The 24,239-nt window shown below is 66.9% G+C and carries 23 protein-coding genes, 1 other RNA gene and 1 pseudogene; 10 read left to right on the top strand and 15 right to left on the bottom strand.

The window, feature by feature from the left end; all coding sequences use genetic code 11:
* Positions 1 to 340 precede the first annotated feature (340 nt).
* A non-coding RNA gene (locus XarbCFBP7408_RS10125) (sX9 sRNA) lies at positions 341 to 415 on the top strand.
* A 4-nt stretch (positions 416 to 419) separates the two neighbouring features.
* On the opposite strand, the gene XarbCFBP7408_RS10120 is transcribed toward XarbCFBP7408_RS10125, so the two are convergent.
* From XarbCFBP7408_RS10120 to efp, 6 genes are all read right to left on the bottom strand, one after another.
* Positions 420 to 1,109 carry a squalene/phytoene synthase family protein gene (locus XarbCFBP7408_RS10120; protein WP_104562838.1) on the bottom strand — a complete coding sequence of 230 codons (690 nt, stop codon included), beginning with the start codon at positions 1,107 to 1,109 and terminating at the stop codon, positions 420 to 422.
* 28 nt (positions 1,110 to 1,137) lie between these two features.
* Positions 1,138 to 1,803 carry a phosphoglycolate phosphatase gene (locus XarbCFBP7408_RS10115; protein ID WP_104562870.1) on the bottom strand — a complete coding sequence of 222 codons (666 nt, stop codon included), beginning with the start codon at positions 1,801 to 1,803 and terminating at the stop codon, positions 1,138 to 1,140.
* Between the two features lie 115 nt (positions 1,804 to 1,918).
* On the bottom strand, positions 1,919 to 2,638 hold the full coding sequence (ubiG, locus tag XarbCFBP7408_RS10110) for a bifunctional 2-polyprenyl-6-hydroxyphenol methylase/3-demethylubiquinol 3-O-methyltransferase UbiG (RefSeq protein ID WP_104562869.1): 720 nt from the start codon (positions 2,636 to 2,638) through the stop codon (positions 1,919 to 1,921).
* Between the two features lie 29 nt (positions 2,639 to 2,667).
* The gene (locus tag XarbCFBP7408_RS10105; protein ID WP_181106548.1) at positions 2,668 to 4,005 is read right to left on the bottom strand and encodes a TRZ/ATZ family hydrolase; all 1,338 of its coding nucleotides are present in this window, start codon (positions 4,003 to 4,005) and stop codon (positions 2,668 to 2,670) included.
* A gap of 18 nt (positions 4,006 to 4,023) precedes the next feature.
* On the bottom strand, positions 4,024 to 4,872 hold the full coding sequence (locus XarbCFBP7408_RS10100; protein ID WP_181106551.1) for a hypothetical protein: 849 nt from the start codon (positions 4,870 to 4,872) through the stop codon (positions 4,024 to 4,026).
* A gap of 4 nt (positions 4,873 to 4,876) precedes the next feature.
* On the bottom strand, positions 4,877 to 5,443 hold the full coding sequence (efp, locus tag XarbCFBP7408_RS10095; RefSeq protein WP_007962665.1) for an elongation factor P: 567 nt from the start codon (positions 5,441 to 5,443) through the stop codon (positions 4,877 to 4,879).
* A gap of 103 nt (positions 5,444 to 5,546) precedes the next feature.
* Between efp and epmB the strand changes: the two genes are divergently transcribed.
* Positions 5,547 to 6,575, top strand: coding sequence for an EF-P beta-lysylation protein EpmB (epmB, locus tag XarbCFBP7408_RS10090; protein ID WP_104562835.1), 1,029 nt, complete (start codon positions 5,547 to 5,549; stop codon positions 6,573 to 6,575).
* A gap of 96 nt (positions 6,576 to 6,671) precedes the next feature.
* Here epmB and XarbCFBP7408_RS10085 read toward each other — a convergent pair whose 3' ends face one another.
* Genes XarbCFBP7408_RS10085 through XarbCFBP7408_RS10075 form a run of 3 tightly spaced genes read right to left on the bottom strand, consistent with a single transcriptional unit; the run spans position 6,672 to position 10,534 of the window.
* Entirely contained in the window at positions 6,672 to 8,789 is a 2,118-nt protein-coding gene (locus XarbCFBP7408_RS10085) for a putative bifunctional diguanylate cyclase/phosphodiesterase (RefSeq protein ID WP_104562834.1), read from the bottom strand.
* Positions 8,786 to 9,715 carry a phosphate/phosphite/phosphonate ABC transporter substrate-binding protein gene (locus tag XarbCFBP7408_RS10080; protein WP_181106553.1) on the bottom strand — a complete coding sequence of 310 codons (930 nt, stop codon included), beginning with the start codon at positions 9,713 to 9,715 and terminating at the stop codon, positions 8,786 to 8,788. Before XarbCFBP7408_RS10080 ends, XarbCFBP7408_RS10085 begins: the two co-directional genes overlap by 4 nt.
* Before the next feature lie 51 nt (positions 9,716 to 9,766).
* Entirely contained in the window at positions 9,767 to 10,534 is a 768-nt protein-coding gene (locus XarbCFBP7408_RS10075; RefSeq protein ID WP_104562832.1) for an RNA methyltransferase, read from the bottom strand.
* Positions 10,535 to 10,650: 116 nt separating this feature from the next.
* On the opposite strand from XarbCFBP7408_RS10075, the gene XarbCFBP7408_RS10070 reads away from it, so the two are divergent.
* Positions 10,651 to 11,484 carry an inositol monophosphatase family protein gene (locus XarbCFBP7408_RS10070; protein WP_039521909.1) on the top strand — a complete coding sequence of 278 codons (834 nt, stop codon included), beginning with the start codon at positions 10,651 to 10,653 and terminating at the stop codon, positions 11,482 to 11,484.
* A 450-nt stretch (positions 11,485 to 11,934) separates the two neighbouring features.
* On the opposite strand, the gene XarbCFBP7408_RS10065 is transcribed toward XarbCFBP7408_RS10070, so the two are convergent.
* Entirely contained in the window at positions 11,935 to 12,546 is a 612-nt protein-coding gene (locus XarbCFBP7408_RS10065; RefSeq protein ID WP_104562831.1) for a superoxide dismutase, read from the bottom strand.
* A 257-nt stretch (positions 12,547 to 12,803) separates the two neighbouring features.
* Between XarbCFBP7408_RS10065 and XarbCFBP7408_RS10060 the strand changes: the two genes are divergently transcribed.
* Positions 12,804 to 13,253, top strand: a complete 450-nt coding sequence (locus tag XarbCFBP7408_RS10060) for a ribonuclease domain-containing protein (protein WP_104562830.1) — start codon at positions 12,804 to 12,806, stop codon at positions 13,251 to 13,253.
* Positions 13,250 to 13,675 carry a barstar family protein gene (locus XarbCFBP7408_RS10055; RefSeq protein ID WP_104562829.1) on the top strand — a complete coding sequence of 142 codons (426 nt, stop codon included), beginning with the start codon at positions 13,250 to 13,252 and terminating at the stop codon, positions 13,673 to 13,675. The genes XarbCFBP7408_RS10060 and XarbCFBP7408_RS10055 overlap by 4 nt, the downstream gene beginning before the upstream one ends.
* Before the next feature lie 223 nt (positions 13,676 to 13,898).
* Here XarbCFBP7408_RS10055 and XarbCFBP7408_RS10050 read toward each other — a convergent pair whose 3' ends face one another.
* A complete protein-coding gene (locus tag XarbCFBP7408_RS10050) occupies positions 13,899 to 15,791 on the bottom strand; it encodes an ATP-binding cassette domain-containing protein (protein WP_104562828.1) in 1,893 nt (630 codons plus the stop codon).
* Between the two features lie 109 nt (positions 15,792 to 15,900).
* Between XarbCFBP7408_RS10050 and dbpA the strand changes: the two genes are divergently transcribed.
* Positions 15,901 to 17,277, top strand: coding sequence for an ATP-dependent RNA helicase DbpA (dbpA, locus tag XarbCFBP7408_RS10045; protein WP_104562827.1), 1,377 nt, complete (start codon positions 15,901 to 15,903; stop codon positions 17,275 to 17,277).
* A gap of 163 nt (positions 17,278 to 17,440) precedes the next feature.
* Here dbpA and XarbCFBP7408_RS10040 read toward each other — a convergent pair whose 3' ends face one another.
* Together XarbCFBP7408_RS10040 and XarbCFBP7408_RS10035 are read right to left on the bottom strand one after the other, a co-directional pair.
* Positions 17,441 to 18,001 carry an adenine phosphoribosyltransferase gene (locus tag XarbCFBP7408_RS10040; protein ID WP_104562868.1) on the bottom strand — a complete coding sequence of 187 codons (561 nt, stop codon included), beginning with the start codon at positions 17,999 to 18,001 and terminating at the stop codon, positions 17,441 to 17,443.
* 94 nt (positions 18,002 to 18,095) lie between these two features.
* The gene (locus XarbCFBP7408_RS10035) at positions 18,096 to 19,652 is read right to left on the bottom strand and encodes a protein adenylyltransferase SelO (RefSeq protein WP_104562826.1); all 1,557 of its coding nucleotides are present in this window, start codon (positions 19,650 to 19,652) and stop codon (positions 18,096 to 18,098) included.
* A 169-nt stretch (positions 19,653 to 19,821) separates the two neighbouring features.
* On the opposite strand from XarbCFBP7408_RS10035, the gene XarbCFBP7408_RS10030 reads away from it, so the two are divergent.
* Positions 19,822 to 20,688, top strand: coding sequence for an alpha/beta hydrolase (locus XarbCFBP7408_RS10030; protein ID WP_104562825.1), 867 nt, complete (start codon positions 19,822 to 19,824; stop codon positions 20,686 to 20,688).
* A 142-nt stretch (positions 20,689 to 20,830) separates the two neighbouring features.
* Here the strand turns inward: XarbCFBP7408_RS10030 and XarbCFBP7408_RS10025 are convergent, their stop codons facing one another.
* Together XarbCFBP7408_RS10025 and XarbCFBP7408_RS10020 are read right to left on the bottom strand one after the other, a co-directional pair.
* Positions 20,831 to 21,529, bottom strand: coding sequence for a glutathione S-transferase (locus XarbCFBP7408_RS10025; RefSeq protein WP_104562824.1), 699 nt, complete (start codon positions 21,527 to 21,529; stop codon positions 20,831 to 20,833).
* A 176-nt stretch (positions 21,530 to 21,705) separates the two neighbouring features.
* Entirely contained in the window at positions 21,706 to 21,918 is a 213-nt protein-coding gene (locus XarbCFBP7408_RS10020; RefSeq protein WP_039521922.1) for a cold-shock protein, read from the bottom strand.
* Positions 21,919 to 22,131: 213 nt separating this feature from the next.
* Here XarbCFBP7408_RS10020 and XarbCFBP7408_RS23480 point away from each other — a divergent pair.
* The 3 genes and pseudogenes from XarbCFBP7408_RS23480 to XarbCFBP7408_RS10005 form a co-directional block, all read left to right on the top strand.
* Positions 22,132 to 22,367, top strand: a pseudogene (locus XarbCFBP7408_RS23480) (YaiI/YqxD family protein); the annotation flags it as partial.
* Between the two features lie 103 nt (positions 22,368 to 22,470).
* Positions 22,471 to 23,019: a YaeQ family protein gene (locus XarbCFBP7408_RS10010; RefSeq protein WP_104562823.1), complete on the top strand. Its 549-nt coding sequence runs from the start codon at positions 22,471 to 22,473 to the stop codon at positions 23,017 to 23,019.
* Positions 23,016 to 24,197: an NAD(P)/FAD-dependent oxidoreductase gene (locus XarbCFBP7408_RS10005; RefSeq protein ID WP_104562822.1), complete on the top strand. Its 1,182-nt coding sequence runs from the start codon at positions 23,016 to 23,018 to the stop codon at positions 24,195 to 24,197. Before XarbCFBP7408_RS10010 ends, XarbCFBP7408_RS10005 begins: the two co-directional genes overlap by 4 nt.
* Positions 24,198 to 24,239: the final 42 nt, after the last annotated feature.

Here is a 24,239-nt window from a genome sequence, read left to right as displayed (position 1 = left end):
CGTTGCTCGGATAGGAAGGCCATCGATTCGACAATGTGCAGGTTGCTTTGTTGAAAACCATGCACACCGACCATCTGGACTGGTCCTTGCCCGCCCACCGTCGCGGGACCTTACGCGGCATGGATGCCGCGTAAGATCCTACACGGACGTACTTGCGGCGTGTCCTGCGATGGTGGGCGGGCAAGGGCATCGCAGCCAAGCCGCAGATCGACCGCTCCACCGCTGATCTATCGCACCTTACAAGCCCTAGTACACAACGCATCGAGCAATCGAGACTTGGAACCGCCAACAAAACTGCTGCGCGACCTTCAGGCGGGCGCGGCCGATGCTCGGAATCTGCACGTATCAGACTTACACGCCGGTTTCTGCGCGCCGCCTGCACTCACTGACGACCGCTCGCGACGTTTTGTTAGCCGCTCCTAGTCCGCGCCGCTGGCAGCACGCCAGCTATGCCACAACTGCTGCACGGGCGGTGGATAGGCGGCCTTGCCGGCAAGCTCGCGCTGCAGGCGCAGGCGTGCCAGCCGCGACCATACCCGGTGCGGGCGGGCCAATGCCGGTTTGCGCGGCCAGGCGCGCAGCAATTGCGTGCGCCATGCGGCGAGCGTCATGTCGCCGGGTGCGGCGCTGTCGCCGGCCACACGCTGGCGTGCGTCCAGCCATTGCAGCGCCACCGCGGTGGCATCGCCAGGCTGGGTGCGCGCAAATAGCGTGGCTTCCACGCCGACCACGGCCTCGGCGAAGGCACGCAATCTCGCCAACGCCTGTTGCAAGGATTGCGGCTGCGCACGGGCGTCCTGCATGGCCGGCAAGGTGTCGGCCAACTGCGCCCATGGCGCAGGCACCGGCTCCAGCACGCGCCCCAGCGGATGGCGCGAGCGTTGCTGCGACCAGTCGCGCAGCTCCTGCTGCCACCATGCCAGCTTGGCGTCGGCCGGCAACGGGTCGCCGGCGATGTTCATGATGTCTTCCCATTCCTGCAGCAGCGCAAACCAGGCCGCTGTGAGGCGTCGCTGCGGCCCGGGAATGAAGGGCTCGGCAACCGACCATTCCGGCCAGCGCGTGCGCCACTTGTCGAGAAAACTGTCGAGAGCGCTGGATTGGCTCATGGCGGGTCCAGAAAAAAACGAAAGAAGATCAGGTCTGCGGCCACGCCGCGGCATCCCACAATGCCTGCGGCTGCGCGACGAGGACATCGGCATGCCAACGCGACGGCTCGTCGTCGTGCAGGCGATAGCCCCACAACACCGCCACCGACGGCATCGCCGCCGCGCGCGCGGCCAGGATGTCGCGCTCGTCGTCGCCGACGTAGACGCACTGCGCCGGCGCAACCCCGATGCGCTCGGCCGCGGTCAGCAAGGGCAGCGGATGCGGCTTGCGCTCGGCCAGCGTATCGCCGCCGATCAGCACCGCGCAGCGTTGCTCCCAGCACAGTTGCGGCAGGATCAGCCGGGCCAGATAGTCGGGCTTGTTGGTGACCACGCCCCAGATGCAACCGGCACGCTCCAGTCGCAGCAGCAGTTCTTCGACACCATCGAACAGCTGCGACTGCGTGCCGATCAAGGCTTCGTAACGACGCAGGAATTCCGGCACCAAGGCATCGCGCTCGAGCGCATCGCGTTCGGCAAACGCCACCGCCAGCATCGCGCGCGCGCCCTTGGACACCACCGGACGCAACTGCGCCAACGCCATCGGCGCACGCCCACGCGCATCCAGCATCGCGTTGACGGTCGCCAGCATGTCCGGCGCGCTATCGAGCAAGGTGCCATCCAGATCGAACAACACCGCACGCGGAAACTTCATCGCCGCCCCGCTGCTCTGCGCTTGCCTGCGGTCATCGGTAAATTGCGATTCGGCCGACATCAAACACGCACTTGCTGTTGCGAATCCCGAATCTCCACTGCCCAATCCCCACTCGTCACGGCTTCACCGCATACGCCAGGTAATTGACCTCGGTCCGCGACGACAGGCGCGCACGATTGCGCCACGGCTCGTACACCATGCCGCTGACGTCTTCCAGCTGCAGTCCGGCACTGCGCAACCACGCCGCAAGCTCTGCCGGCTTGATGAAATCCTTGTAGTGATGCGTGCCCATGGGAAGCAGACGCGCGATGTACTCGGCGCCGACCACCGCCAGTGCGAACGCGGCCGGGGTGCGGTTGAGCGTGGACAAAAACAGCTTGCCGCCCGGCTTGAGCAGGCTGGCGCAGGCGCGGATGATCGCGGTCGGGTCCGGCACGTGCTCAAGCATTTCCATGCAGGTCACCGCATCGAAGCTGCCCGGCTGTTCGGCGGCCAGGTCTTCCACCGACTGCACGCGGTACTCCACCTGCACGCCCGATTCCAGGCTGTGCAGGCGCGCCACCTTGACCAGCTCCGGCGCCAGGTCGATCGCCGTGACCTGCGCACCCAGACGCGCCATCGACTCGCTGAGCAGACCGCCGCCGCAGCCGACATCGAGTACACGCGCGCCGGCCAGGCCCAGCCGTGCGGAGACATAGTCCAGACGCACCGGATTGAGCGCATGCAGCGGCTTCTGCGGGCCGTCGGCATCCCACCAGCGGTTGGCCAGCGCCGCGAACTTGTCCAGCTCGCTCTGATGGAAATTGCTGGAATTGGGTTGGGGATTCGGATTCATGCGGGGCTCCGTGATGGGGTGGCGCGCGCTCAGGCGCGGACGGTGCGGATGCGCTCGCGCCACTGCCGCGCATTGGCGACCAGGGCAGCGGTATCCATGTCGATGAGCTCGCGCTGCACCAGCTTGGGCTTGCCGGCGATCCACACATCGGTGACCTGGTGACGGCCGGCGGCGTAGATCAGTTGCGACAGCACATGATGCAGCGGCTGGGTCTCCAGTGCGGACAGATCCACACAGACCAGATCGGCCTGCTTGCCGATTTCGATCGAGCCGATCCTGTCGCCGAAGCCCAACGCACGCGCGCCGCCCAGCGTGGCCGCGCGCAGCGTGGTGGCCGCGTCCAGCGCGGTGGCATCGTTGGCGACGGCCTTGGCCAGGATCGCCGCCGTGCGGTTCTCGCTGAACATGTCCAGGTCGTTGTTGCTAGCGCAGCCGTCGGTGCCGATCGCCAGGTTCACGCCTGCACGTTGCAGCGCGCAGGCCGGGCAAAAGCCCGAAGCGAGCTTGAGGTTGGACTCCGGGCAATGCACCACGCTGACGCCGCGCTCGGCGCACAGGTGGATTTCCGCCTCGGTGAGCTGGGTCATGTGCACGGCGATCAGGCGGTCGTTGACCAGCCCAAGGCGGTCCAGCCGCGCCAGCGGGCGCTGCCCGTACTGGGCGACCGAATCGGCCACTTCCTGCGCGGTTTCGTGGGTGTGCAGATGCACCGGCAGATCCAGCTGGTCGGCCAGCATGCGCACGCGTTCGAAGTTGGCGTCGTTGACCGTGTACGGCGCATGCGGCGCGAAGGCGGTGCTGATCAGCGGATCGTCGCGCCACTGGTCGTGCAGCTCGCCGGCCCGTGCGAAGTACTCGTCGTCCGACGATGCCCAGGCGGTGGGGAAATCGATGATCACCGCGCCGACCAGCGCACGGAACCCGTGCTGCTTGTACACGGCCGCCTGCACATCGGCGAAGAAGTAGTTCTCGTTGACGCAGGTGGTACCGCCACGCAGCATTTCGGCGATCGCCAGCGTGGTGCCATCGGCGACGAATTCCGGCCCGATCACCGCCGCTTCCACCGGCCAGATGTGCTGCTGCAGCCATACCATCAGCGGCAGATCGTCGGCAACGCCGCGCAGCAGCGTCATCGGGTTATGCGTATGCGCATTGACCAGGCCCGGGATCAGGGCCGCCTCCGGCCGCGACACGGTCTGCGTCGGCGCAAACCGCAGGCGCGCCTCGGCGGTCGGCAGGATCGCCACGATGACGCCGTTGTGCACCGCCACCGCGTGATCGTCGAGCACCAGCGCATGCGGCTCGATCGGCACGACGTAACCGGCTTCGATCAACAGGTCGCAGACTTCGGGAGGGGCATTGGTCATGAGCGGATCCATAAGAGGTTAGTTGTCGAACGGCCAGCGGGGATCGCCACCGGCCACAGGCACATAGCGCTGGCCGTCGTAGCGCAGCACCTGGCGCGCGCGACGGCTGCGTTCGGTATCGGTGTCGCTGCCGGCGGCGCGCTCCACGGTAGACACGTTGGCTGTCAGCACGATGTCCGCATAGCCGGCATGTACCTGCGGCGCCATGCTCACGCTCAGATTGGCCACTTCGGTGATCACATCGCCCCTGCCCGGACTGCACGGCTCGCCTTTCACACGTTGCCACGCATAGAGATCGCGTTGCAGCACCGGGCGCAGGCTGCGCCCCTCGCGCACCAGCAGGGTCAATGCCTGGTTGCTGTAAAAATCCGGGCAGCTGGGCCCGCGCGCAGCGCTGCGCACCACCACGCCGATCGCACGCACGCCCTTGACCAGGTCGTAGCGCGCGGTGTCCAGGCGCAGGCTGTCGGCAGCCAGTTCGAAGGCGGCGTCCTCGCCCATTGCCTGCGTGTAGAACGCCAGCAGCTCGCCGCTGGCGGCATCGAGCATGGCCACGCGCAACTCGAGGTCGCGCTCGCCAGGCACGGTTTCCGCGTCCCCAGCAAATGCGATTGCCGCCAGCCGGATCGCCGCATCGTTCGGCCACGGCTTGCAGCTCTGGGCCACCAAGCGGTCGACCGGCACCGTGGCGGCAGCGCCGCCCACGACGCCGGACGTTGCAATGGCCGCAACGGCGGCCACGTCATCGGCGTCGCAGGTTGCGGCAGCCGATTGCGCAAAGGCCGGGCACGCCACGAGCGCACCCCACAGCCCCAACACGACACTGGCACCGCGTCCCGCTCGATCAGGCCAGTGTCCCGGACGCATCGTCTTACTTGACGCGCGCCGAGTATTCGCCCGAGCGGGTGTCGACCTTGATGATTTCGTCCTGGTTGACGAACAGCGGCACGCGCACCACCGCGCCGGTTTCCAGCGTCGCCGGCTTGCCGCCGCCGCCGGAGGTATCGCCGCGCACGCCCGGATCGGTCTCGGTGATCTTCAGCTCGACGAAGTTCGGCGGCTGCACCCAGATCGGCGTACCGTTCCACAGCGTCACGATGCAGTCTTCCTCACCCTTCAGCCACTTGTCGGCGCCGCCCATGCCGGCCTTGTCGGTCTGCACCTGCTCGAAGGTTTCCGGGTCCATGAAGTGCCAGTACTCGCCATCGCTGTACAGGTAGCGCATGTCGGTATCGACCACGTCGGCCACTTCCACATCGTCGGTCGCCTTCATGGTCATTTCGACCACGCGGCCGGACTTGATGAAGCGGTACTTCATGCGGGTGAAGGCCTGGCCCTTGCCCGGCTTGACGTATTCGGTCTCGGTGATGACCGCCGGCTCGTTGTTGACCAGGATCTTCATGCCGTTCTTGACGTCGTTCATGCCAACAGTGGCCATGGTGCAGCTCCTCGATAAGACCACGACCCGCCACAGGCCGTGGCAGGTCGGATTAGAATGGGGCGCCCGCCGCAACTGGCGGGCATTGGTTTTGTGACCGCACATGATACCCGCAGCCCCCCTCGCCTTGCAGCCATCTCCGCCTCCCACCCTGCAACCGCCGCGCTGGCAGCAGCAGTGGCGCGACGCCGTGCGCGACCCGCGCGCGCTGCTGGCGCTGCTGGGCCTGGACGCGCAGGCGGCCGGCATCAGCGATGCCGCCGCCGCGCAGTTCCCGCTGCGGGTGCCGCAGGCATTCGTGGCGCGCATGCGCCGTGGCGACCTGCACGACCCGCTGCTGCGCCAGGTGCTGCCGCTGGACGATGAAATGCGGCCGGTGCCCGGCTTCGGCCTGGATGCGGTCGGCGATGGCGCCGCCAGGACCGCCGCCGGGGTGATCCAGAAATACCGCGGCCGCGCGCTGCTGATCGCCACCGGCAGCTGCGCGGTGCACTGCCGCTACTGCTTCCGCCGCCACTTCCCGTATGCCGAGGAAACCGCCGCGCGCGACGGATGGCGCGACGCGGTCGCCACGATCGCAGCCGACCCCGGCATCGACGAAGTGCTGCTCTCCGGCGGCGACCCGCTCTCGCTGGTCACGCCCAAGCTGGCCGAACTCACCGACGCGCTGGCGGCCATCCCGCATCTCAAACGCCTGCGCATCCACAGCCGCCTGCCGATCGTGCTGCCCGAGCGCGTGGATGCGCCACTGCTGGCCTGGCTGCGCAGCCTGCCGTGGCAGGTGGCCTTGGTGGTGCATGCCAACCACGCCAACGAATTCGATACCGCGGTGGACACCACCATGCGCGCCCTGCGCGAGGCCGGCGCGCAGTTGCTCAACCAGGCCGTGCTGCTGCGCGGCGTCAACGACAGCGTGGACGCGCTGGCGGCCCTGAGCGAACGCAGCTTCGCCGCCGGCGTGCTGCCGTATTATCTGCACCAGCTCGACCGGGTCGCCGGCGTGGCGCATTTCGAAGTCGACGATGCGCGCGCGCGCGCGCTGCACACCGAGCTGGCCACGCGCCTGTCCGGCTACCTGGTGCCGCGCCTGGTGCGCGAAATTCCCGGCGACACCGGCAAACGGCCGCTGTAACCACCAGCTCGAACACATCGGATCGTAGCAGCGCACCCGGGCGCGACGGGCGTTACCGGTCATGCTTCGTCGCGCCCGGGTGCGCTCCTACGCTGATCAGCCCGCGGCGATCAGCTTGACCATGTCGGCCGGGCTCAGCGGGCGGCTGAACCAGTAGCCCTGGCCCAGGTCGCAGCCGCGCTCGCGCAGCAGGTTGAACTGGGCTTCCTGCTCGATGCCCTCGGCCACCACCGTGATGCCCAGCGAATGCGCCATGCCGATGATGGCCGTGGTCAGCGCCAGATCGTCCGGGTCGCGCTGCAGGTCGGCGATGAAACTCTTGTCGATCTTGACCCCGTCCACCGGCACCTGGCGCAGATGGCTCAAACCGGAGAATCCGGTGCCGAAGTCGTCCAGCCACACCTTCACGCCGGTGCGATGCAATTGATCGAGCAGGCTGGCGGCCATCATTTCGTCGCCGATCACCGCCGTTTCGGTCAGCTCCAGGTGCAGCCGCGCAGCCGGCAGGCCGGACTCGGCCAGGCACTCTGCCACGGTGTCGATCAGGTCGCCACTGCGCAGCTGACGCGGCGAGACGTTGACCGAGATGAACAAGCCTTCGCCCACCACCGGCCATTGCGCCGCCTCCAGGCAGGCCGCGCGCAGCACCTTGGGGCCGATCACTTCGATCAGGCCGCTCTGCTCGGCGATGTCGATAAAGGTGGACGGCGCAATCGTGCCCAGCGCCGGGTGCTGCCAGCGCAGCAGCACTTCCACCCCCACCAGCACCCGGTCGCTGGTGCGGTAGATCGGCTGATAGACCAGCCGCAGTTCATCGCGATCCCAGGCCCCGCGCAGCTCGTGCTCCATGTGCACGCGCCGCTCCACCGCATGATCGGCGGCGCGGCTGTAGAAGCGATGGCAGTTCTTGCCGGCGACCTTGGCCTGGTACATCGCGATGTCGCCGTTCTTCAGCAACGCGGTGGCGTTGCTGGCATCGTCCGGGAACAGCGTGATGCCGATCGAGGTGCCCAGGAACACTTCCCGGCCCTGCACGTTCAAGGGCCGGCTCAATTCGTGCACCAGCCGGTCCGCCAACTGGGCGGCAAGCAGGCCGACATCGCCGCTCTGCAGCAGGATCACGAACTCGTCGCCGCCAAAGCGCGCCAGGATCGCATCGTCGCCGCCCAACGCACCGACCGCGCGGCTGATGCGGCTGGCGAACTGCAGTAGCGCCTCGTCGCCGGCCTCGTGGCCCAGCGTGTCGTTGACGCGCTTGAAGTCGTCGATATCGGCGAACAGCAGCGCCAGCTTGCTGTCGGTGCTGCGGGCGGTGTTGAGCAGATGGTCCAGGCCCTCGCGGAACCCCAGCCGGTTGGTCAGCCCGGTCAGCGCGTCGGTGTAGGCCATGTGGCGCACCTCGCGATCGTGCCGGGCGATGCTCTCGCTCATGCGGCCGAAGGCGGAAATCAACTCGCCGATCTCGTCGTTGCGCGGATGCGGCGGCAGCTGCACCGCATAGTCGCCACGCTCGATCTGGCGCGCGGCCGCCGCCAGCAACCGCACCGGCGCCACCAGCGTGCGCTGCACGTAGATGGCCAACAGCACCCCCAGCGCCACCAGCGCGGCCAACAGCACCAGCAGCCAGCCCAGATCGCGCTTGCCGATCGCGTTGAGGTTCTGCACCAGGGTCAGGTTGGCACCGGATTCGACCTTGCGCACCCGCTCGCGCGACATGCCCACCCGCACCCCGCCGATGCGCTGGTCGCCGATCTTGATCGGCATCGTCACGTCCAATACTTCCGGCGAGGACTGCAACAGCATGGCGCGCGCGGCCACCGCCCTGGCCGCGAGCGGGTCGGTCATGGCCTGGCCGTAATGCTGCAGATCCGGCGAGCCGTCGTGCACCAGCCGGCCGCGTCGATCGAACACCAGCACGTAGCTCACCACCTGCTGCCGCGAGGCGTTGCGCACCAGCGCACCCACCGTGCCCAGGTCGGAGTAGTACAGCGGATTGGCCAGGCCGTTCGCCAGTTCGGTGGCCAGGGTCTCGCCACGCGTGCGCAGGCTGTGATCGAACAGCTCGTGCAGGATCTGCGCGCTGAGCCCGCGCACCTCGCGCTGCATCGCGCTCTGGCGCTGCAGCAGCGACGCCAGGATCGCACCGACCAGCAGCAGCGTCAGCGCCATCACCAACAGAAAGCGTGCCTGCAACCCGAAGCGCACCTGAGTCATTCCACTTGATCCCTGACGCGTTGCAAGCCGGCGCTGAGCGCATCCAGGCGGCGGCGGCTGGCAGCATCCAGCGGGTGGAAGGCGGTGGTGCCGAAGAAGCGCTTCAGGGCCTGCCCGGCCTTGGGATCGGAGGCCGCCTGCAGCAGCACCACGCGCAGCCGCCGTTCCACCGCCGGATCCATGCCGGTGCGCACCATCTCCACCGCGCGCGGCACCGGCGCACTGCGATGGACGATACGGAAGTCGCGCTTGAACACCTGCGGCAGGTGGCGTTCGTCGTCCCAGTCGGCATTGCTGAAGGCACCCGCATCGATCAGGTGCTGATGCACGAAGGCGGAGATATTCAGCTTCGATCCGACCATCAGGTAACCCACCGAGCCCGGTATCTGGCTGTCGTCCGGCGACAGCAGCACATCGCAGGCGATGCCGTTGCGCACCAGTTCCAGCATCGGCAGCAGATAGCCGCTGGTGGAGGAGGCGTTCTGCAACGCCAGGGTGTGCCCGCGCAACTGCTTGAGCGACTGGATCGGGCTGTCGCGGCGGACGAAGAACACCGTATGGAACTCGCGCAAGCCGGCGCGCTCGGTCATCACCAGCGGGTGCGCACTGCCGCGCTGTTCCAGCAGCATTGCCGCACCGGTGGTTTCGCTGACCCAGTCGACGCGGCCGCGCCGCAGGTAACTGGCCATCTGCCGCGCATCCGGCGCCATCAGGATTTCGCCACGGCGGATACCGACCCCGCGCATGCGCGGCACCACGTAGTCCAGCAGGGGCTTGAGTTGCGCGTAATGGGTGGCGGGATCGTCGCTGATCCGTCCAAGCACCAATACCGGGGAAGGCGCCGCTGTCGCCGTCGCGGCCAAGCCTGCCCCGGCCAACAGCCCGCAGGCAATCAGACACCATCGTAGACCGCGCAAAACGGACACTCCCCTAGAGCCGCCGACAGCCTAGCCGAATCTTTCGAGATGTGACAGACGTCAGTTTCCGTCGCGCTTTGCCAGCATGGCCATGCGCTGCGCGTCGGACAGAATGCCGCGCAGCAGACGCACTTCCTGCTCGCTCATGTCCGCGCGCAACAGCAGCCGCCGCAGCTTGCGCATCGCCGATTCCGGCGCGCGCCCCTTGTGGAAGTCGATCTCGTCCAGGGTCTGGCCCAACTGGCCGAACAGGCCTTCCAGTTGGGCATGGCTGGCCGGGCCCTCGCGCAGCGCGCCGGCCGCCGCGGCGGGCGCAGCCTCCGCTTCGCCGGCCGCCAGCTGCGCCAGCCGCACCTCGTACGCCACGACTTGTACCGCCGCCGCCAGGTTGAGCGAGCTGAACGCCGGGTCGGACGGGATATGCAGCGCCGCATGGCAGAGCTGCAGCTCGTCGTTGGTCAGGCCGGTGCGCTCGCGGCCGAACACGATCGCCACCTCGGCCGGTTCGCCGGCCTTGGCCCAGGCACGGCGCGCGCCCGCGTCCGGCGGCAGCTCTTCCAGCGCGACCCGGCGCGCACGCGCGGTGCAGCCGATCACCAGGGTGCAATCGGCCACCGCCTCGGCCAGGGTGGCGAAGATCGGCGCCTCGCCGAGCACGTCCTCGGCACCGGCCGAACGCCGATAGGCATCTTCGTCCAGCGCACGCTCCGGCGCCACCAGCACCAGGCGCGACACGCCCATCGTCTTCATCGCGCGCGCGGCGGCGCCGATGTTGCCTGTGTGCTGGGTGCCGACAAGAACGAAACGGATGCGCTGGCTGACGGACATGAACGGAGATTGGGGAGCGATTCGGCAGTAGATGGTAAACTGCGCGGCCGGCTTTGGTGCCGGACCGCTCTTTTACCTTCGCCATTTTCGATTCTGCCTTCACGGGAGCTTTAACCATGCAGAAACCCGCCGTCACCGTCATGGTCAAAGCCGCCCGCCTCGCCGGCAACGTGCTGTTGCGCGGTATCAACAAGCTCGACGCGCTCAACGTGGTGCAGAAAGGCCGCATGGACTACGCCAGCGAAGTCGATGCCGATGCCGAGAAGGTCATCATCAAGGAACTCAAGCGCGGCTACCCCGAGTACGCCGTGTTCGGCGAAGAAGGCGGCGTGCAAGGTGGCAAGAGTGGCCGCTATACCTGGGTCATCGACCCGCTGGACGGCACCAGCAACTATCTGCGCGGCTTCCCGCATTACTGCGTGTCGATCGCGCTGGTGGAAAACGGCGAGCCCACCGACGCGGTGATCTTCGACCCGCTGCGCAACGAGCTGTTCACTGCCAGCCGCGGCGCCGGCGCGGTGCTCAACGACCGCCGCATCCGCATCGCCGAGCGCAAGGACCTGGAAGGCGCGATGGTCCACACCGGCTTCCCGCCGCGCGAGCGCGCACGCACCAGTGCGCAGCTGAAGTGCGTCGATGCGTTGCTGGTGCAGGCAGAGGATGTGCGTCGTACCGGTTCTGCCGCGCTGGACCTGGCCTATGTGGCCTGCGGCCGCGCCGATGCGTATTTCGAGGCCGGCGTCAAAGCCTGGGATATCGCGGCCGGCGTGCTGCTGGTGCGCGAAGCCGGTGGCCGCGTCTGCGACTACAAGGGTGCCACCCCGCCGCGCATGGACAACATGGGCCCGGAAACACAGCAGATCGTGGCCGGCAACATCAAGATCAGCGACGCGCTGCAGAAGGTCATCGTCAACACCGGCTACGCCCGCGAATTCGACGCCAAATTCTGATCGCTGCCGGCCCCCAAGTTCTGCTCGACGCCCGCACACCGTAGGAGCGCGCCCGAGCGCGAGGGGCTTTCCCGGTAAAGCCTCTCGCGACCAGGGTCGCTCCTACAACGGCGCGCAGCAAACACACAAGGCCGGGGTTGCTCCCGGCCTTGTGTGTTCCAGCTCGACGCCAAACCAATCGGCACCGCACACCGTAGGAGCGCGCCCGAGCGCGACGGGGCTTTCCCGGTAAAGCCTCTCGCGACCAGGGTCGCTCCTACAACGGCGCGCGGCCAATGCATAAGGCCGGGATCGCCCCCGGCCTTGTGCGTTCCAGTTCGATGCAAAACCAATCCGCGCCGCACACCGTAGGAGCGCGCCCGAGCGCGACGGGCTTTCCCGGCAAGGCCTCTCGCGACCAGGGTCGCTCCTACAACAGCGCTACGCGGAACCTAGCGCTGATGCAGGACGTCAGGCGATCGCGGCGCGGTAGCGGCGCTCGACCTCTTCCCAGTTCACCGCGTTGTAGAACGCGCCGATGTATTCCGGGCGACGGTTCTGGTACTTCAAGTAGTACGCGTGCTCCCACACGTCCAGACCCAGGATCGGGGTGTTGCCTTCGAACAGCGGGCTGTCCTGGTTGGCGGTGCTTTCCACCACCAGCTTCTTGTCCGGGGTCACGCTCAACCAGGCCCAGCCCGAGCCGAAACGGCTGACGGCGGCCTTGGTGAAGGCTTCCTTGAACTTCTCGAAACCACCGATGTCCTTGTCGATCGCCTTGGCGAACTCGCCCTTGGGCTCACCGCCGCCATTGGGCGACAGCACGGTCCAGAACAGCGAATGGTTGGCGTGGCCACCACCGTTGTTGCGCACCGGGCCCTGCAGGTTTTCCGGCAGGCTCTTCAGCTTGGACACCAGCTCTTCCACCGGCAGGTCGGCGTACTCGGTCCCTTCCAGCGCCGCGTTGACGTTGTTGATATAGGTCTGGTGATGCTTGGTGTGATGGATTTCCATCGTCTGCGCATCGATGTTCGGTTCCAGCGCGTCGTAGGCGTAGGGCAACTGCGGGAGGGTGTAGGCCATGCGTGTCTCCTGGACTTGCCGCCCGGCGAAGACCGGGCGTTGCGGGGTAGATGGTAAGGACGGCGGCGGCGCTTACCAAGGGTATTGGCAGGGAAACTTCATCCCATCGCATGCCGCGTCGTGTTCGCTGCACACCTTGCACCATGCCCCGGTTACTTGGGCGTGAACCGCCCCGCCGTCCGGCGCGTTCAAAGTCGACACAGTCGCGCAGCGGCATACTTGCTCTGCCATCTCCACACCCTGTTTCCGGAACCGTCATGCGCAAGCCCGCTCTGCTGATCGTCGCCATCGTGCTGCTCGTCGCCGGGTTATGGGGCATGCGCGCGATGCAGACACCCAAGCCGCACTTCGCGCCGCAGCTCAGCGCGCCGATCGCCGCCGCAGCACCGGTAGAACGCTCACCGCAGCAGCCAGCGTTGCCGGGGTTTCTGCCGACCGAGGCAATGGCCACGATCGTGCTGATCCAGCGCGGCGGGCCATTCCCGCATCCGCAGGACGGCAGCGTGTTCGGCAATCGTGAGCAGCGACTGCCCGAGCGTCCGCGCGGCTACTACCACGAATACACCGTGGAAACCCCGGGCAGCCCCGATCGCGGCGCGCGCCGCATCGTCACCGGCGGTACGCCGCCGCAGGCGTGGTATTACAGCGACGATCATTACCAGAGTTTCAGATCGTTCCAGGGTCCGGCCCCGGAGCAGGCGCCATGAGCGCAGGCGACTTCGCACTGGATCTGTCGGATCCACAGCAATCGGGCATCTACCAAGCCGAGACCGACGATCTGGACACCATGGCCGCGCTCGCACGCGATGCCGGCCTGCACATCCTGCGCGTGGACCTGGCCAGCTGCGACGACAAGCACAGGCTGCTGATGCGCCTGGCCACCCAGCTGGACTTCCCGGCTGGCTTCGGCCGCAACTGGGACGCGCTCTCCGATGCCTTGCGCGATCTGGCATGGCTGCCGGCGGCGCATGGCTATGCGCTGCTGATCGACGGCGCCGATGCGCTGGCCCGCACTGCGCCGAACGACCGCGACACCTTGCTGGACATCCTCGACGAAGCGGCTACCGCCTGGGCCGCGCGCGGGCTCACGTTTGCGGCATTCGTGGCGCCTGCGAGCGCCTGCGACTAGGCGCTGCCTGCGAGACGCACTGCACGACCGCTAGTACACAGCACGGTCATCAGACACAGCGCGCGGATGATCGGTGATTACCCCGGTGCGTATCCATCGCGCGTTTTACGCGACGCGCTGCCCCCACGGCTGCCACCGCGCAGTGAACATGTGGTGCGAGCTTGCAAGCTGTGTGCGCCAAACATCCACAAGGCCGGCCCGCAGTCGCGCGCCGGCCCGACCATCAACTATCCAGTTCGCTCCAGCGCGCGAACGCCGCATCCAGCCGAGCCTGCGCATCGCCCAATGCGGCCGTATGCGCGGCCATCGCCGCACTGTCGCGCTGGTAGAAGGCCGGGTCGTTCATCGCCTCGGTCAATGCCGCGACCTGCTGCTCCAGGGTTTCGATCAAGGCCGGCAATTGCTCCAGCTCACGCGCGTCCTTGTAGCTGAGCTTGCGCTTGGGCGCGGCATCGGCCGGCAGCGCAGCCGCCACCGGCGTGGTTGCCGCCGCCGTCGCCGATGCCTTGGCGACCGCCATCGCGTTAGGCGCCGGGGTGCGACGCTGACGCAGCGAATCGCTGTACCCGCCGACGTAATCGCCGATCAGGCCCTCGCCCTCCATCACCAGGGTGGAGGTCACCACGTTGTCGAGGAAGTCGCGGTCATGGCTGACCAGCAACAAGGTGCCGGTGTACTCGCCCAGCAGCTCTTCCAGCAGCTCCAGCGTTTCCACGTCCAGATCGTTGGTCGGTTCGTCCATCACCAGCAGGTTGGACGGCTGCGCGAACAGGCGGGCCAGCAGCAGCCGATTGCGCTCGCCGCCGGACAGCCGGGTGATCGGCGCACGTGCGCGCTCGGGGGTGAACAAAAAGTCCTGCAGATACGCATGCACATGCTTGCGCTTGCCGTTGATCTCGATGAAGTCGCGGCCTTCGGCCACGTTCTCGATCGCGCTCCAGTCCTCGCGCAGCGTGGAACGGTACTGGTCGAAGTAGGCGATCTGCAGATTGGTGCCGATGCGGATCTCGCCCTGCTGCGCCTGCAGATCGCCCAGCAGCAACTTCAGCAAGGTGGTCTTGCCGCTGCCGTTGGGGCCGATCAGCCCGATGCGGTCGCCGCGCTGGATGATGGTCGAAAAATCCTTGACCATCGTGCGCGCGCCGAATGCGAAACCGACTTCCTTGGCCTCGATCACCTTCTTGCCGGAGGACTCGCCCTGCGAGACTTCCATGCGCACGTTGCCGGTCAGGTCGCGGCGCTGCACGCGCTCGTTGCGCATCGATTCCAGACGCCGTACGCGGCCTTCGTCGCGGGTACGCCGCGCCTTGATACCCTGACGAATCCAGATTTCTTCCTGCGCCAGCAGCTTGTCGAAGCGCGCGTTTTCCTGCGCCTGCGCATTGAGCCGCTCTTCGCGGCGCCGCTCGTAATTGGCCCAGTCGCCCGGCCAGCTGGTGACCTGACCACGATCGATCTCGACGATGCGAGTGGCCAACGCACGCAGGAAGCGCCGGTCATGGGTGACGAACAGCACGCTGCCGTTCCAGCCTTTCAGAAAGGTTTCCAGCCAGTCGATGGCTTCGATGTCCAGGTGGTTGGTCGGCTCGTCCAGCAGCAGCACATCCGGCGAGGACACCAGCGAGCGCGCCAGCAGCACGCGCCGCTTCATGCCGCCGGACAACCGCGCAAACTCCGCATCGCCGTCCAGTTCCAGCTTGGTCAGCGTCTCGCTGACGCGCTGATCCAGCGCCCAGCCGTCGGCCGCATCGATCTTGGCCTGCACCTTGCCGAACGCGTCGGCATCGAACACCTCGGCATGGCTGAGCTGATGGAACTCGGCCAGCCAATGACCCAGCTCGCCCAGGCCGTCGGCCACCACATCGAACACGCTGCCGCCGGTGCCCTGCGGCACTTCCTGCTCCAGCCGCGCGATGCGCACGCCCTGTTGCACGCGCACTTCACCGTCGTCGGGCTTGAGCTCGCCGGCAATCAGTTTCATCAAGGTCGATTTGCCGGCGCCGTTGCGGCCGATCAGGGCGATACGCTCGCCCGGCTCGATCGTGAGGTCGGTTTTTTCCAGCAACAAGGGGCCGCCGACACTGTAGTCGACGCTTTGCAGAGTGATTAAAGGCATGGGCCAATTGTACGGGAATCGGGAATGGTGAATCGGGAATGGGAAACGCCCTCGCCGTTGCGATTCCCGATTCCCGATTCCCCACTCCCGATTCCCGCTAAAATGCGCCATGAACGAATTCTCCGCGCTGCCGCTGTCGCCGGCCCTGGCCCCCGGTATCGACGCCCTTGGCTACACCGTCCTCACTCCCATCCAGGCACAGAGCCTGCCGCCGATCCTGCAGGGGCTGGACGTCATCGCCCAGGCGCCGACCGGCAGCGGCAAGACCGCCGCCTTCGGGCTGGGCCTGCTGCAGAAGCTCGACCCGGCGCTGACCCGCGCGCAGGCGCTGGTGCTGTGCCCCACCCGCGAACTGGCCGACCAGGTCGGCAAGCAGCTGCGCAAACTGGCCACCGGCATCCCCAACATGAAGCTGGTGGTGCTGACCGGCGGCATGCCGCTCGGCCCGCAGCTGGCCTCGCTGGAAGCGCACGACCCGCAAGTGGTGGTCGGCACGCCCGGCCGCATCCAGGAACTGGCCCGCAAGCGCGCCCTGCATCTGGGCGGGGTGCGCACGCTGGTGCTGGACGAGGCCGACCGCATGCTCGACATGGGCTTCGAGGAACCCATCCGCGAGATCGCCAGCCGCTGCGACAAGCACCGCCAGAGCCTGCTGTTCTCGGCCACCTTCCCCGACACCATCCGCACGCTGGCGCGCGAGATCCTCAAGGACCCGGTCGAAATCACCGTCGAGGGCGCCGACAACGCGCCGGAAATCGACCAGCAATTCTTCGAGGTCGATCCGAGCTACCGGCAGAAGGCGGTCGCCGGCCTGCTGCTGCGCTTCAATCCCGAATCCAGCGTGGTGTTCTGCAATACCCGCAAGGAAGTGGACGAGGTGGCCGGCTCGCTGCAGGAGTTCGGCTTCTCCGCGCTCGCGCTGCACGGCGACATGGAACAGCGCGACCGCGACGAAGTATTGGTGCGTTTCGTCAACCGCAGCTGCAACGTGCTGGTGGCCAGCGATGTGGCCGCACGCGGGCTGGACGTGGAAGACCTCTCGGCCGTGGTCAACTACGAGCTGCCCACCGATACCGAAACCTACCGCCACCGCATCGGCCGCACCGCGCGCGCCGGCAAGCGTGGATTGGCGCTCAGCCTGGTGGCCGCGCGCGAGAGCGGCCGCGCGCAGGCGCTGGAAGCCGAACAGGGCCAGCCGCTGAAGTGGTCGCGCGCGCCCCTGGCCACTGCCCGCCCGGCGCAGCTGCCGCAGGCGGCCATGACCACGCTGCGCATCGACGGCGGCAAGACCGACAAGCTGCGTGCCGGCGACATTCTCGGCGCACTGACCGGCGAAGCCGGACTGTCGGGCGCGGCGATCGGCAAGATCGCGATCTACCCCACCCGCTCCTATGTCGCCATCGCCCGCGCGCAGGTCGCCAAGGCGCTGGCGCATCTGCATGCGGGCAAGATCAAGGGACGCCGGTTCCGGGTCAGCAAGCTGTAAGCGACACGCGGCAGCGACCCTGCCGAGCAACCGATCGGGCGGCGGCGATAGCGCCTGCCGCACGCTCCAAAGGATGCGCGCGCTTGCGCATCCCTGTTTCTAGGCGCATCCCTGTTTCTAGAAAGGCTGATCGGCGAGCTGCTCGATCGGCAACACGCCTGGATCAGTAGCTCAACGTGGCCAGCAAGGGCACGTCGTTGGCCCACTTCTCACGGCCCTGCAGCGCCAGCAGTTCGACCAGCACCGCCGCGCCGACCACTTCCAGCTCCAGCTGTGCGGCCAGACCCAGGGCCGCGCGCAGCGTACCGCCAGTGGCAAGCACGTCGTCGACGATCAACACGCGCGCGCCGCGTGGCAACGCGTCCTCGTGCATTTCGATGCGATCGCTGCCGTATTCCAGCGCATATTCCTGGACCAGCGTACGCCCGGGCAGTTTGCCGGGCTTGCGCACCGGCACGAACCCGGTGCGCAGTTCGCGCGCCAGCGCCGACCCCAGGATGAAACCGCGCGCCTCGATGCCAAGCACCGCATCCAGCGGCGTGGTGCGCCAGGGCTGCGCCATCTCGTCCAGCGCCGAGGCGAAGTCCGGGCCATCGGACAGCAGCGGCGTGATGTCCTTGAAGACGATGCCCGGCTTGGGAAAATCGGCGATGTCGCGGATCCGTTCGGACCATTGGTTGGGTCCGGAAGAATGGGTGCCGGCGCAGCGGGTGCAGTCAGTCATGGTGGTGGTGGCGTCTAGGCCGGTGGGGACCACCCTATTCTAGGCTGCGCGGGCGTGTGGCGCCGCGTTTACGACATACCTGCATCTGAGCGCGTCAGGAACTGCAGGACAGCATCGAGCAGCCGGCGCGGTCACGCGCCCAGTCCGGCCGCCGCGCAGCGAACGCCTCGCGGCCCGGCTGGTCGTCGTACGGGCGACGCATGACCTCCAGCAACTCCTGCACGCCGGACGGATCGCCCTGCTCGGCCAGATCGATCGCCTGCTGCGCCAGATAGTTGCGCAGCACGTAGCGCGGGTTGGCCAGGCGCATGCGTTCGCGCCGCGCCTCCGGCGACAGCGTGTCCTGCTGCAGCCGCTCGGCGTAGCGCTGCAGCCACTCCTGCAGCTGCGCGGCATGCGCAAGGCGCTTGTCCGGGTCGTAGAACGCCTCACGCAGCAGATCAGGATCGGGATGCTCCGGCGCGAATGCGATCAGGCCGCGGAAGGTCAGCGTCATGTCCATTTCCGCGTTGTGCATCAGCGCGCGCAGCGCATCGATCAGCTGCAGATCCTCGTCGCGACAGTCGGCCAGACCCAACTTGGCGGCAGTGTCGCGGCGGTCGCAGGCCAGGTAGGTATTGCGGAAGCGGTCCAGCCCCTGCTGCAACTGCGCCTGGTCGGCGAACAGCGGCGCCAGCGCCTGTGCCAGGCGCCCCAGGTTCCAATAGGCGACCTGGGGTTGGGTGCCGAAGCGATAGCGCCGACCCTGCGCATCGGTGGTGTTCGGCGTCCAGTCCGGGTCGTAGTCGTCGACCCAGCCGTAGGGGCCGTAATCGATGGTCAGGCCCAGGATCGACATGTTGTCAGTATTCATCACCCCATGCACGAAGCCCACCCGCATCCAGTGCGCCACCATCACCGCGGTGCGCTCGCAGACCTGCGCGAACCAGGCCGCGTACAACGGCTCGCCCGCACCTTCCAGCTGCGGGAAATCGCGTGCGATGGTGAAGTCCACCCAGTGCCGCAGCAGCGCCAGATCGCCGCGCGCACTGGGCAACTCGAAGTTGCCGAAGCGGATGAACGACGGCGCCACCCGGCACACGATCGCGCCCGGCTCGCGCTGCGGCCGGCCGTCGTAGAACATGTCGCGCACCACCGCATCGCCGGTGGTGACCAGGCTCAGCGCGCGCGTGGTCGGCACGCCCAGGTGGTGCATCGCTTCGCTGCACAGGAATTCGCGGATCGACGAGCGCAACACCGCACGACCATCGGCACCGCACGAATAAGGCGTCGGGCCGGCGCCCTTGAGCTGCAGCTCGTAACGACCGCCATCGACTCCGATCGCCTCGCCCAGCGAGATTGCGCGGCCGTCGCCCAACTGGCCGGCCCAGTGCCCGAACTGGTGCCCGCCATAATTGACCGCCCACGGCTGCATGCCCGGGTACAGCGCATTGCCGGCGAACACCTCGGCAAAGCGCGCACTGGTCATCTCGGCCTCGTCCAGCCCGAGTCGTTGCGCCATCTCGGCGGAATAGGCCAGCAGCCTTGGCGCTGCGACCGGCGTTGGCGACACCGACGACCAGGCAGCGACCACATCCCGGCGACGCGGCCCTTCTTCCGGATCACCAGGCAACTGCTGACGCAGGCGGTTGTCGAACTGAATATCTGTCATGGCGACAAGCCTAGGCCAGAGCGGGTGAACTTCGCATGGGTGAACCGCGCATCCTATTTGCTACCTGCCTCGTATCCGTATTCGCGACACGCTCAACTGCAGGATTCAGCCGCACCCGCACATCACAGTCCCAGATTTATTCCTCTCCGTTCTTACAGCGACCTTACCCATGCGTTTGCACACTTCTCGTTGGTTTCGCCCTGCCCTTCTGCTACTTGGCTCGTTAAGCCTGAGCGCCTGCAGCAGCGTGTTCTTCGGCGGCATCAACGCCGCATCCAGCCGCACTGGCGTCATCGAACACCGCAACGAGGTCTTCGACCCGGAACACGGCCTGGCGCTGGACGTCTACCAACCGCGCGGCGCCGTCGATGCGCCGGTGGTGGTGTTCTTCTACGGCGGCACCTGGAAGCGTGGCGCCCGCGCCAACTATCGCTGGCTCGGCCGCTCGCTGGCCCGCGAGGGCATGGTTGTGATGGTGGCCGACTATCGAAAGTACCCGCAGGTCCGGCTGGACGGCTTCATGACCGATGCCGCACAGGCCACCGCCTGGAGCCATCAGCATGCACGCATCTACGGCGGAGACCCTGCCCGCCTGGCGGTGATGGGCCACTCCGCCGGTGCGCACATCGCCGGACTGCTCGCCACCGATCGCCGATGGCTGCAGGCACAGGGCATGCAGCCACGCCAACTCTGCGGTTTCGTCGGCCTCGCAGGCCCTTACGACTTCTCGCCGATGACCGACCCTGAGTTGATCCAGGTCTTCGGGACCTCATCTGCCGAACAGGAAGCCTCGCAACCCATTCGTCATGTGGATGGGGACGAGCCGCCGATGTTGCTGCTGCACGGCGATGCCGACCACGTGGTGGAACCGCGTAACAGCACCGTTCTAGCGGCCGCCGAACAACAGGTGGGGGGCCAGGCGCACAGCATTTTTTATCCAGGAATGGGCCATATGCGCTTGGTGCTGTCACTCCGCAAGGACTCGCAGGTGATGCACGACACCTTGCAGTTCCTGCGGCAGTGTCGCGCGCCCTGATGTCTGGACGTCGCCGCGCAGGTGGTTGCGCGCGGGATTGGGACGTGGGAATCGGGAAGTCGCAAACCCAGACGAATGGCGGCAAGCAAAGTGATCTCTGCCTGCCGCAGCATTACGACTCGCCAAGCCACGACCGCCAGCATCACTCTGAAGACTTGCGCCCCATCAGCTCGAACGGGCCACCTTTTTTCAGCGCCGCCTGATATGCCGGGCGCGCTTCGATCCGCTCCAGGAACGCACGCAAACGCGGGTAATTTTCAAACCCGCCACCACGGGCCGCGGCGGCCTGCACCGGGAAGCTCATCTGGATGTCGGCCGCGGTGAAACGCTCACCGGCAAACCATTCGCTGGCCTGCAGCGACTGCTCCATCCAGTCCAGGTGCAGTTTGAGCTGCGGACCGACGAAGCCGGACATGGCCTTGTCCACGATTGCGCGTGCGATCGGCTTGGCGAAGAACGGCATCGGCGCACTGCGAATCCGCCCGAAGATCAGCGTCATCAGCAACGGCGGCATTGCCGAGCCTTCGGCGTAATGCATCCAGTAACGGAACTTCAGGCGCTCCGGCGACTCCAGCGGACGCGGCGGCGGCGACAGCGCGCATTCGGTGTCGTAGCGTTCGGTCAGAAACTCCAGGATCGCGCCGGACTCGGCCACGGTCAGCTCGCCGTCGACAACCACCGGCGACTTGCCGAGCGGATGGATGGCACGCAACGCCGCCGGCGCCAGCATGGTCTTGGGATCGCGCTCATGCCGCACGATCCGGTACGGCAGCGCCAGTTCCTCCAGCAGCCACAGCACGCGCTGGGAACGGGAATTGTTGAGGTGGTGGACAGTGATCATGGAAGTGGCTGCACGCGGAAAGCGCACATGCTACCGATTGGCATGTCGTCGCTGCGCTCACCTGAGCGGGTCGAGCCGCCCAACGCTGCCTGCTGCACTGATCCAATCACGCCCAATGAAAAACGCCGGTCGCTTGCGCGACCGGCGTTTTTGGCAACCTTACGGTTGCAGACGGATTAGACCGCCTGCACCTGGTCAGCCTGCATGCCCTTCTGGCCCTGCACGGCGACGAAGGTCACCTTCTGGCCTTCCTGCAGCGACTTGAAGCCGGTGCCCTGGATGGCACGGAAGTGCACGAACAGGTCCGGGCCGCTTTCCGGGGTGATGAAGCCGAAGCCCTTGGCATCGTTGAACCACTTCACGGTACCGGTCTGACGTTGATCTGACATTTACAAACTCCTGAACTATAGATGGATAAATCGCAGCGTCCGAAAAGCCGGAGCTGAGACTGAGTTGCAGGCGTTGGTAAAGCGGAACGATGAAGCGAGATCTGTAACGATCCGGCTGCATCAGGCCACGATTCACGGTGACCCTTGCAAACACAGTGCGTGCACAGTACTCGTGTTCCCAGCAAAAAGCGACACCCTGCGTCAAAATTTTTACTGTCAGGCCGGGTCCGACCGCCTGTCAGGCCCTTTCCCTCTCGATTTCAGCACATGAATACGCATCCCCTGCCGTCCCGCCCGCAGATCCGCCTCGATGCCGATGCCTTGCCCCCCGCAGTCATCGGCGACATCCTGTTCCGCGCCGCCGCGCGTACCGGCACCGCGCTGACGCTGGTGGCCAACCATTTCCTGCCCCCCCTCGCCTGGCCCACGTGCGTGCGCTGCAGGTGCCGCCCAGTTGGGCCGCTGGCTGGCCGAGATGGCGCGGCGCTGGCCGCAATACGCCGGGATTGCAACGGGGGCGTATCATAAGCGCCCTTTGCAACCGGCATCCTGATGGCCCTCACCGCCACCGTCCGCAGGGCGGAACTCCAGATCAGCGACATGGACCGTGGCTACTACGCCAACCATTCGTTGACCCTGGCCCAGCACCCCTCCGAAACCGACGAGCGCCTGATGGTGCGGCTGCTGGCATTCGCGCTGTTCGCCGACGACCGCCTGGAATTCGGCCGCGGCCTCAGCAACGAGGACGAACCGGACCTGTGGCGGCGCGACTACACCGGCGACCCGGACCTGTGGATCGACCTCGGCCGGCCGGACGAAAGCCGGGTGCGCAAGGCCTGCAACCGCTCGCGCGAGGTGGTGGTGATCGGCTACGGCGGCCAGGCCACCGAAACCTGGTGGAAGAAACACGCCAACGCCATGGGCCGCCACCGTAATCTGCGCGTGATCGAACTCGACTCGCAGGCCACCGAGGCACTGGGCGCACTGATCCAGCGCGGCATGCGCTTTGACGTGATCATCCAGGATGGCGAAGTGCAGATGCTGGCCGACCACGGCAGCGTCACCCTGACCCCGACGGTGCGGCAAGCTCCTGCCGAATGAGCATGCGTTGCGACGTCCTGGTCATCGGTGCCGGCGCGGCCGGGCTGATGAGCGCCTTCACTGCGGGCCGGCGCGGCCGCCAGGTGCTGGTGATCGACCATGCCAACAAGGTCGGCAAGAAGATCCTGATGTCCGGTGGCGGCCGCTGCAACTTCACCAATACCGGCACCACGCCTGGCAATTTCATTTCGGCCAACCGCCACTTCTGCAAGTCCGCCCTCGCCCGCTACAGCCCGCTGGATTTCGTGGAGATGGTCGAGCGCCACGGCATCGCCTATCACGAGAAAGAGCTGGGCCAGTTGTTCTGCGACATCTCGTCCAAGCAGATCGTGCGCATGCTGCTGGACGAGTGCGACGCGGCGGGCGTGCAGGTGCGCACCGACTGCAAGGTGCAATCGGTGCAGCGCGGCAGCGACGGCTTCAGCGTGGAGACCAGCCAGGGACGCGTGCAGGCGCAGTCGCTGATCGTGGCGACCGGCGGGCTGTCGATTCCGAGCATGGGCGCCAGCGGCTTCGGCTACACGCTGGCCCAGCAGTTCGGCCACACGCTGGTGCCGACGCGCGCCGGGTTGGTGCCGCTGACCCTGAGCGGCAAGCACCAGGAACGGCTGCAGGACCTGTCCGGGCTGGCGCTACCGGTCCAGGCGCAGTGCAACGGGGCCAGCTTCCGCAATTTCATGCTGCTCACCCACCGCGGCGTCAGCGGCCCGGCCATCCTGCAGATTTCCTCGTATTGGCAGCCCGGCGACGACCTGCGCCTGGACCTGCTGCCCGGCCAGGATGCCGCGGCCTGGCTGCGCGACCAAAAACATCGGCATGGCGCCACCGAGCTGCGCAACGTGCTGGCCGACGTGCTGCCGCGGCGGTTCGCCCAGCGCCTGTGCGAAGTGTGGCTGCCGGACAAGCCGGTCCGCCAGCACGACCCACCGCAGCTGCAGGCCGCAGCGGACCTGCTGGCCGCCTTCCCGCTGATCGCCAGTGGAACCGAAGGCTATCGCACCGCTGAAGTAACCCTGGGAGGTGTCGATACCAACCAGGTCTCCAGTGCGAGCATGGAGTCGCGCCTGGTCGCCGGCCTGTACTTCGTCGGCGAGGTGCTGGATGTGACCGGCTGGTTGGGCGGCTACAACTTTCAGTGGGCATGGGCATCCGGCCATGCCGCCGGAAGCGCCGCCTGAGCGCGGCTTCGACACATGGAAACGTGGCCTGAGTCTCACCCC

Origin of the sequence: Xanthomonas arboricola pv. guizotiae, from assembly GCF_002940205.1 — a bacterium.
GTDB classification, from domain to species: Bacteria; Pseudomonadota; Gammaproteobacteria; order Xanthomonadales; family Xanthomonadaceae; genus Xanthomonas; species Xanthomonas arboricola_C.
This window is presented reverse-complemented; position numbering and strand designations above follow the sequence as displayed.

Coding starts and splice junctions, on each gene's coding strand:
- XarbCFBP7408_RS10120 (WP_104562838.1), bottom strand. CDS start 1,109: ATGAGCCAATCCAGCGCTCTCGACAGTTTTCTCGACAAGTGGCGCACG.
- XarbCFBP7408_RS10115 (WP_104562870.1), bottom strand. CDS start 1,803: ATGAAGTTTCCGCGTGCGGTGTTGTTCGATCTGGATGGCACCTTGCTC.
- ubiG (WP_104562869.1), bottom strand. CDS start 2,638: ATGAATCCGAATCCCCAACCCAATTCCAGCAATTTCCATCAGAGCGAG.
- XarbCFBP7408_RS10105 (WP_181106548.1), bottom strand. CDS start 4,005: ATGACCAATGCCCCTCCCGAAGTCTGCGACCTGTTGATCGAAGCCGGT.
- XarbCFBP7408_RS10100 (WP_181106551.1), bottom strand. CDS start 4,872: ATGCGTCCGGGACACTGGCCTGATCGAGCGGGACGCGGTGCCAGTGTC.
- efp (WP_007962665.1), bottom strand. CDS start 5,443: ATGGCCACTGTTGGCATGAACGACGTCAAGAACGGCATGAAGATCCTG.
- epmB (WP_104562835.1), top strand. CDS start 5,547: ATGATACCCGCAGCCCCCCTCGCCTTGCAGCCATCTCCGCCTCCCACC.
- XarbCFBP7408_RS10085 (WP_104562834.1), bottom strand. CDS start 8,789: ATGACTCAGGTGCGCTTCGGGTTGCAGGCACGCTTTCTGTTGGTGATG.
- XarbCFBP7408_RS10075 (WP_104562832.1), bottom strand. CDS start 10,534: ATGTCCGTCAGCCAGCGCATCCGTTTCGTTCTTGTCGGCACCCAGCAC.
- XarbCFBP7408_RS10070 (WP_039521909.1), top strand. CDS start 10,651: ATGCAGAAACCCGCCGTCACCGTCATGGTCAAAGCCGCCCGCCTCGCC.
- XarbCFBP7408_RS10065 (WP_104562831.1), bottom strand. CDS start 12,546: ATGGCCTACACCCTCCCGCAGTTGCCCTACGCCTACGACGCGCTGGAA.
- XarbCFBP7408_RS10060 (WP_104562830.1), top strand. CDS start 12,804: ATGCGCAAGCCCGCTCTGCTGATCGTCGCCATCGTGCTGCTCGTCGCC.
- XarbCFBP7408_RS10055 (WP_104562829.1), top strand. CDS start 13,250: ATGAGCGCAGGCGACTTCGCACTGGATCTGTCGGATCCACAGCAATCG.
- XarbCFBP7408_RS10050 (WP_104562828.1), bottom strand. CDS start 15,791: ATGCCTTTAATCACTCTGCAAAGCGTCGACTACAGTGTCGGCGGCCCC.
- dbpA (WP_104562827.1), top strand. CDS start 15,901: ATGAACGAATTCTCCGCGCTGCCGCTGTCGCCGGCCCTGGCCCCCGGT.
- XarbCFBP7408_RS10040 (WP_104562868.1), bottom strand. CDS start 18,001: ATGACTGACTGCACCCGCTGCGCCGGCACCCATTCTTCCGGACCCAAC.
- XarbCFBP7408_RS10035 (WP_104562826.1), bottom strand. CDS start 19,652: ATGACAGATATTCAGTTCGACAACCGCCTGCGTCAGCAGTTGCCTGGT.
- XarbCFBP7408_RS10030 (WP_104562825.1), top strand. CDS start 19,822: ATGCGTTTGCACACTTCTCGTTGGTTTCGCCCTGCCCTTCTGCTACTT.
- XarbCFBP7408_RS10025 (WP_104562824.1), bottom strand. CDS start 21,529: ATGATCACTGTCCACCACCTCAACAATTCCCGTTCCCAGCGCGTGCTG.
- XarbCFBP7408_RS10020 (WP_039521922.1), bottom strand. CDS start 21,918: ATGTCAGATCAACGTCAGACCGGTACCGTGAAGTGGTTCAACGATGCC.
- XarbCFBP7408_RS10010 (WP_104562823.1), top strand. CDS start 22,471: ATGGCCCTCACCGCCACCGTCCGCAGGGCGGAACTCCAGATCAGCGAC.
- XarbCFBP7408_RS10005 (WP_104562822.1), top strand. CDS start 23,016: ATGAGCATGCGTTGCGACGTCCTGGTCATCGGTGCCGGCGCGGCCGGG.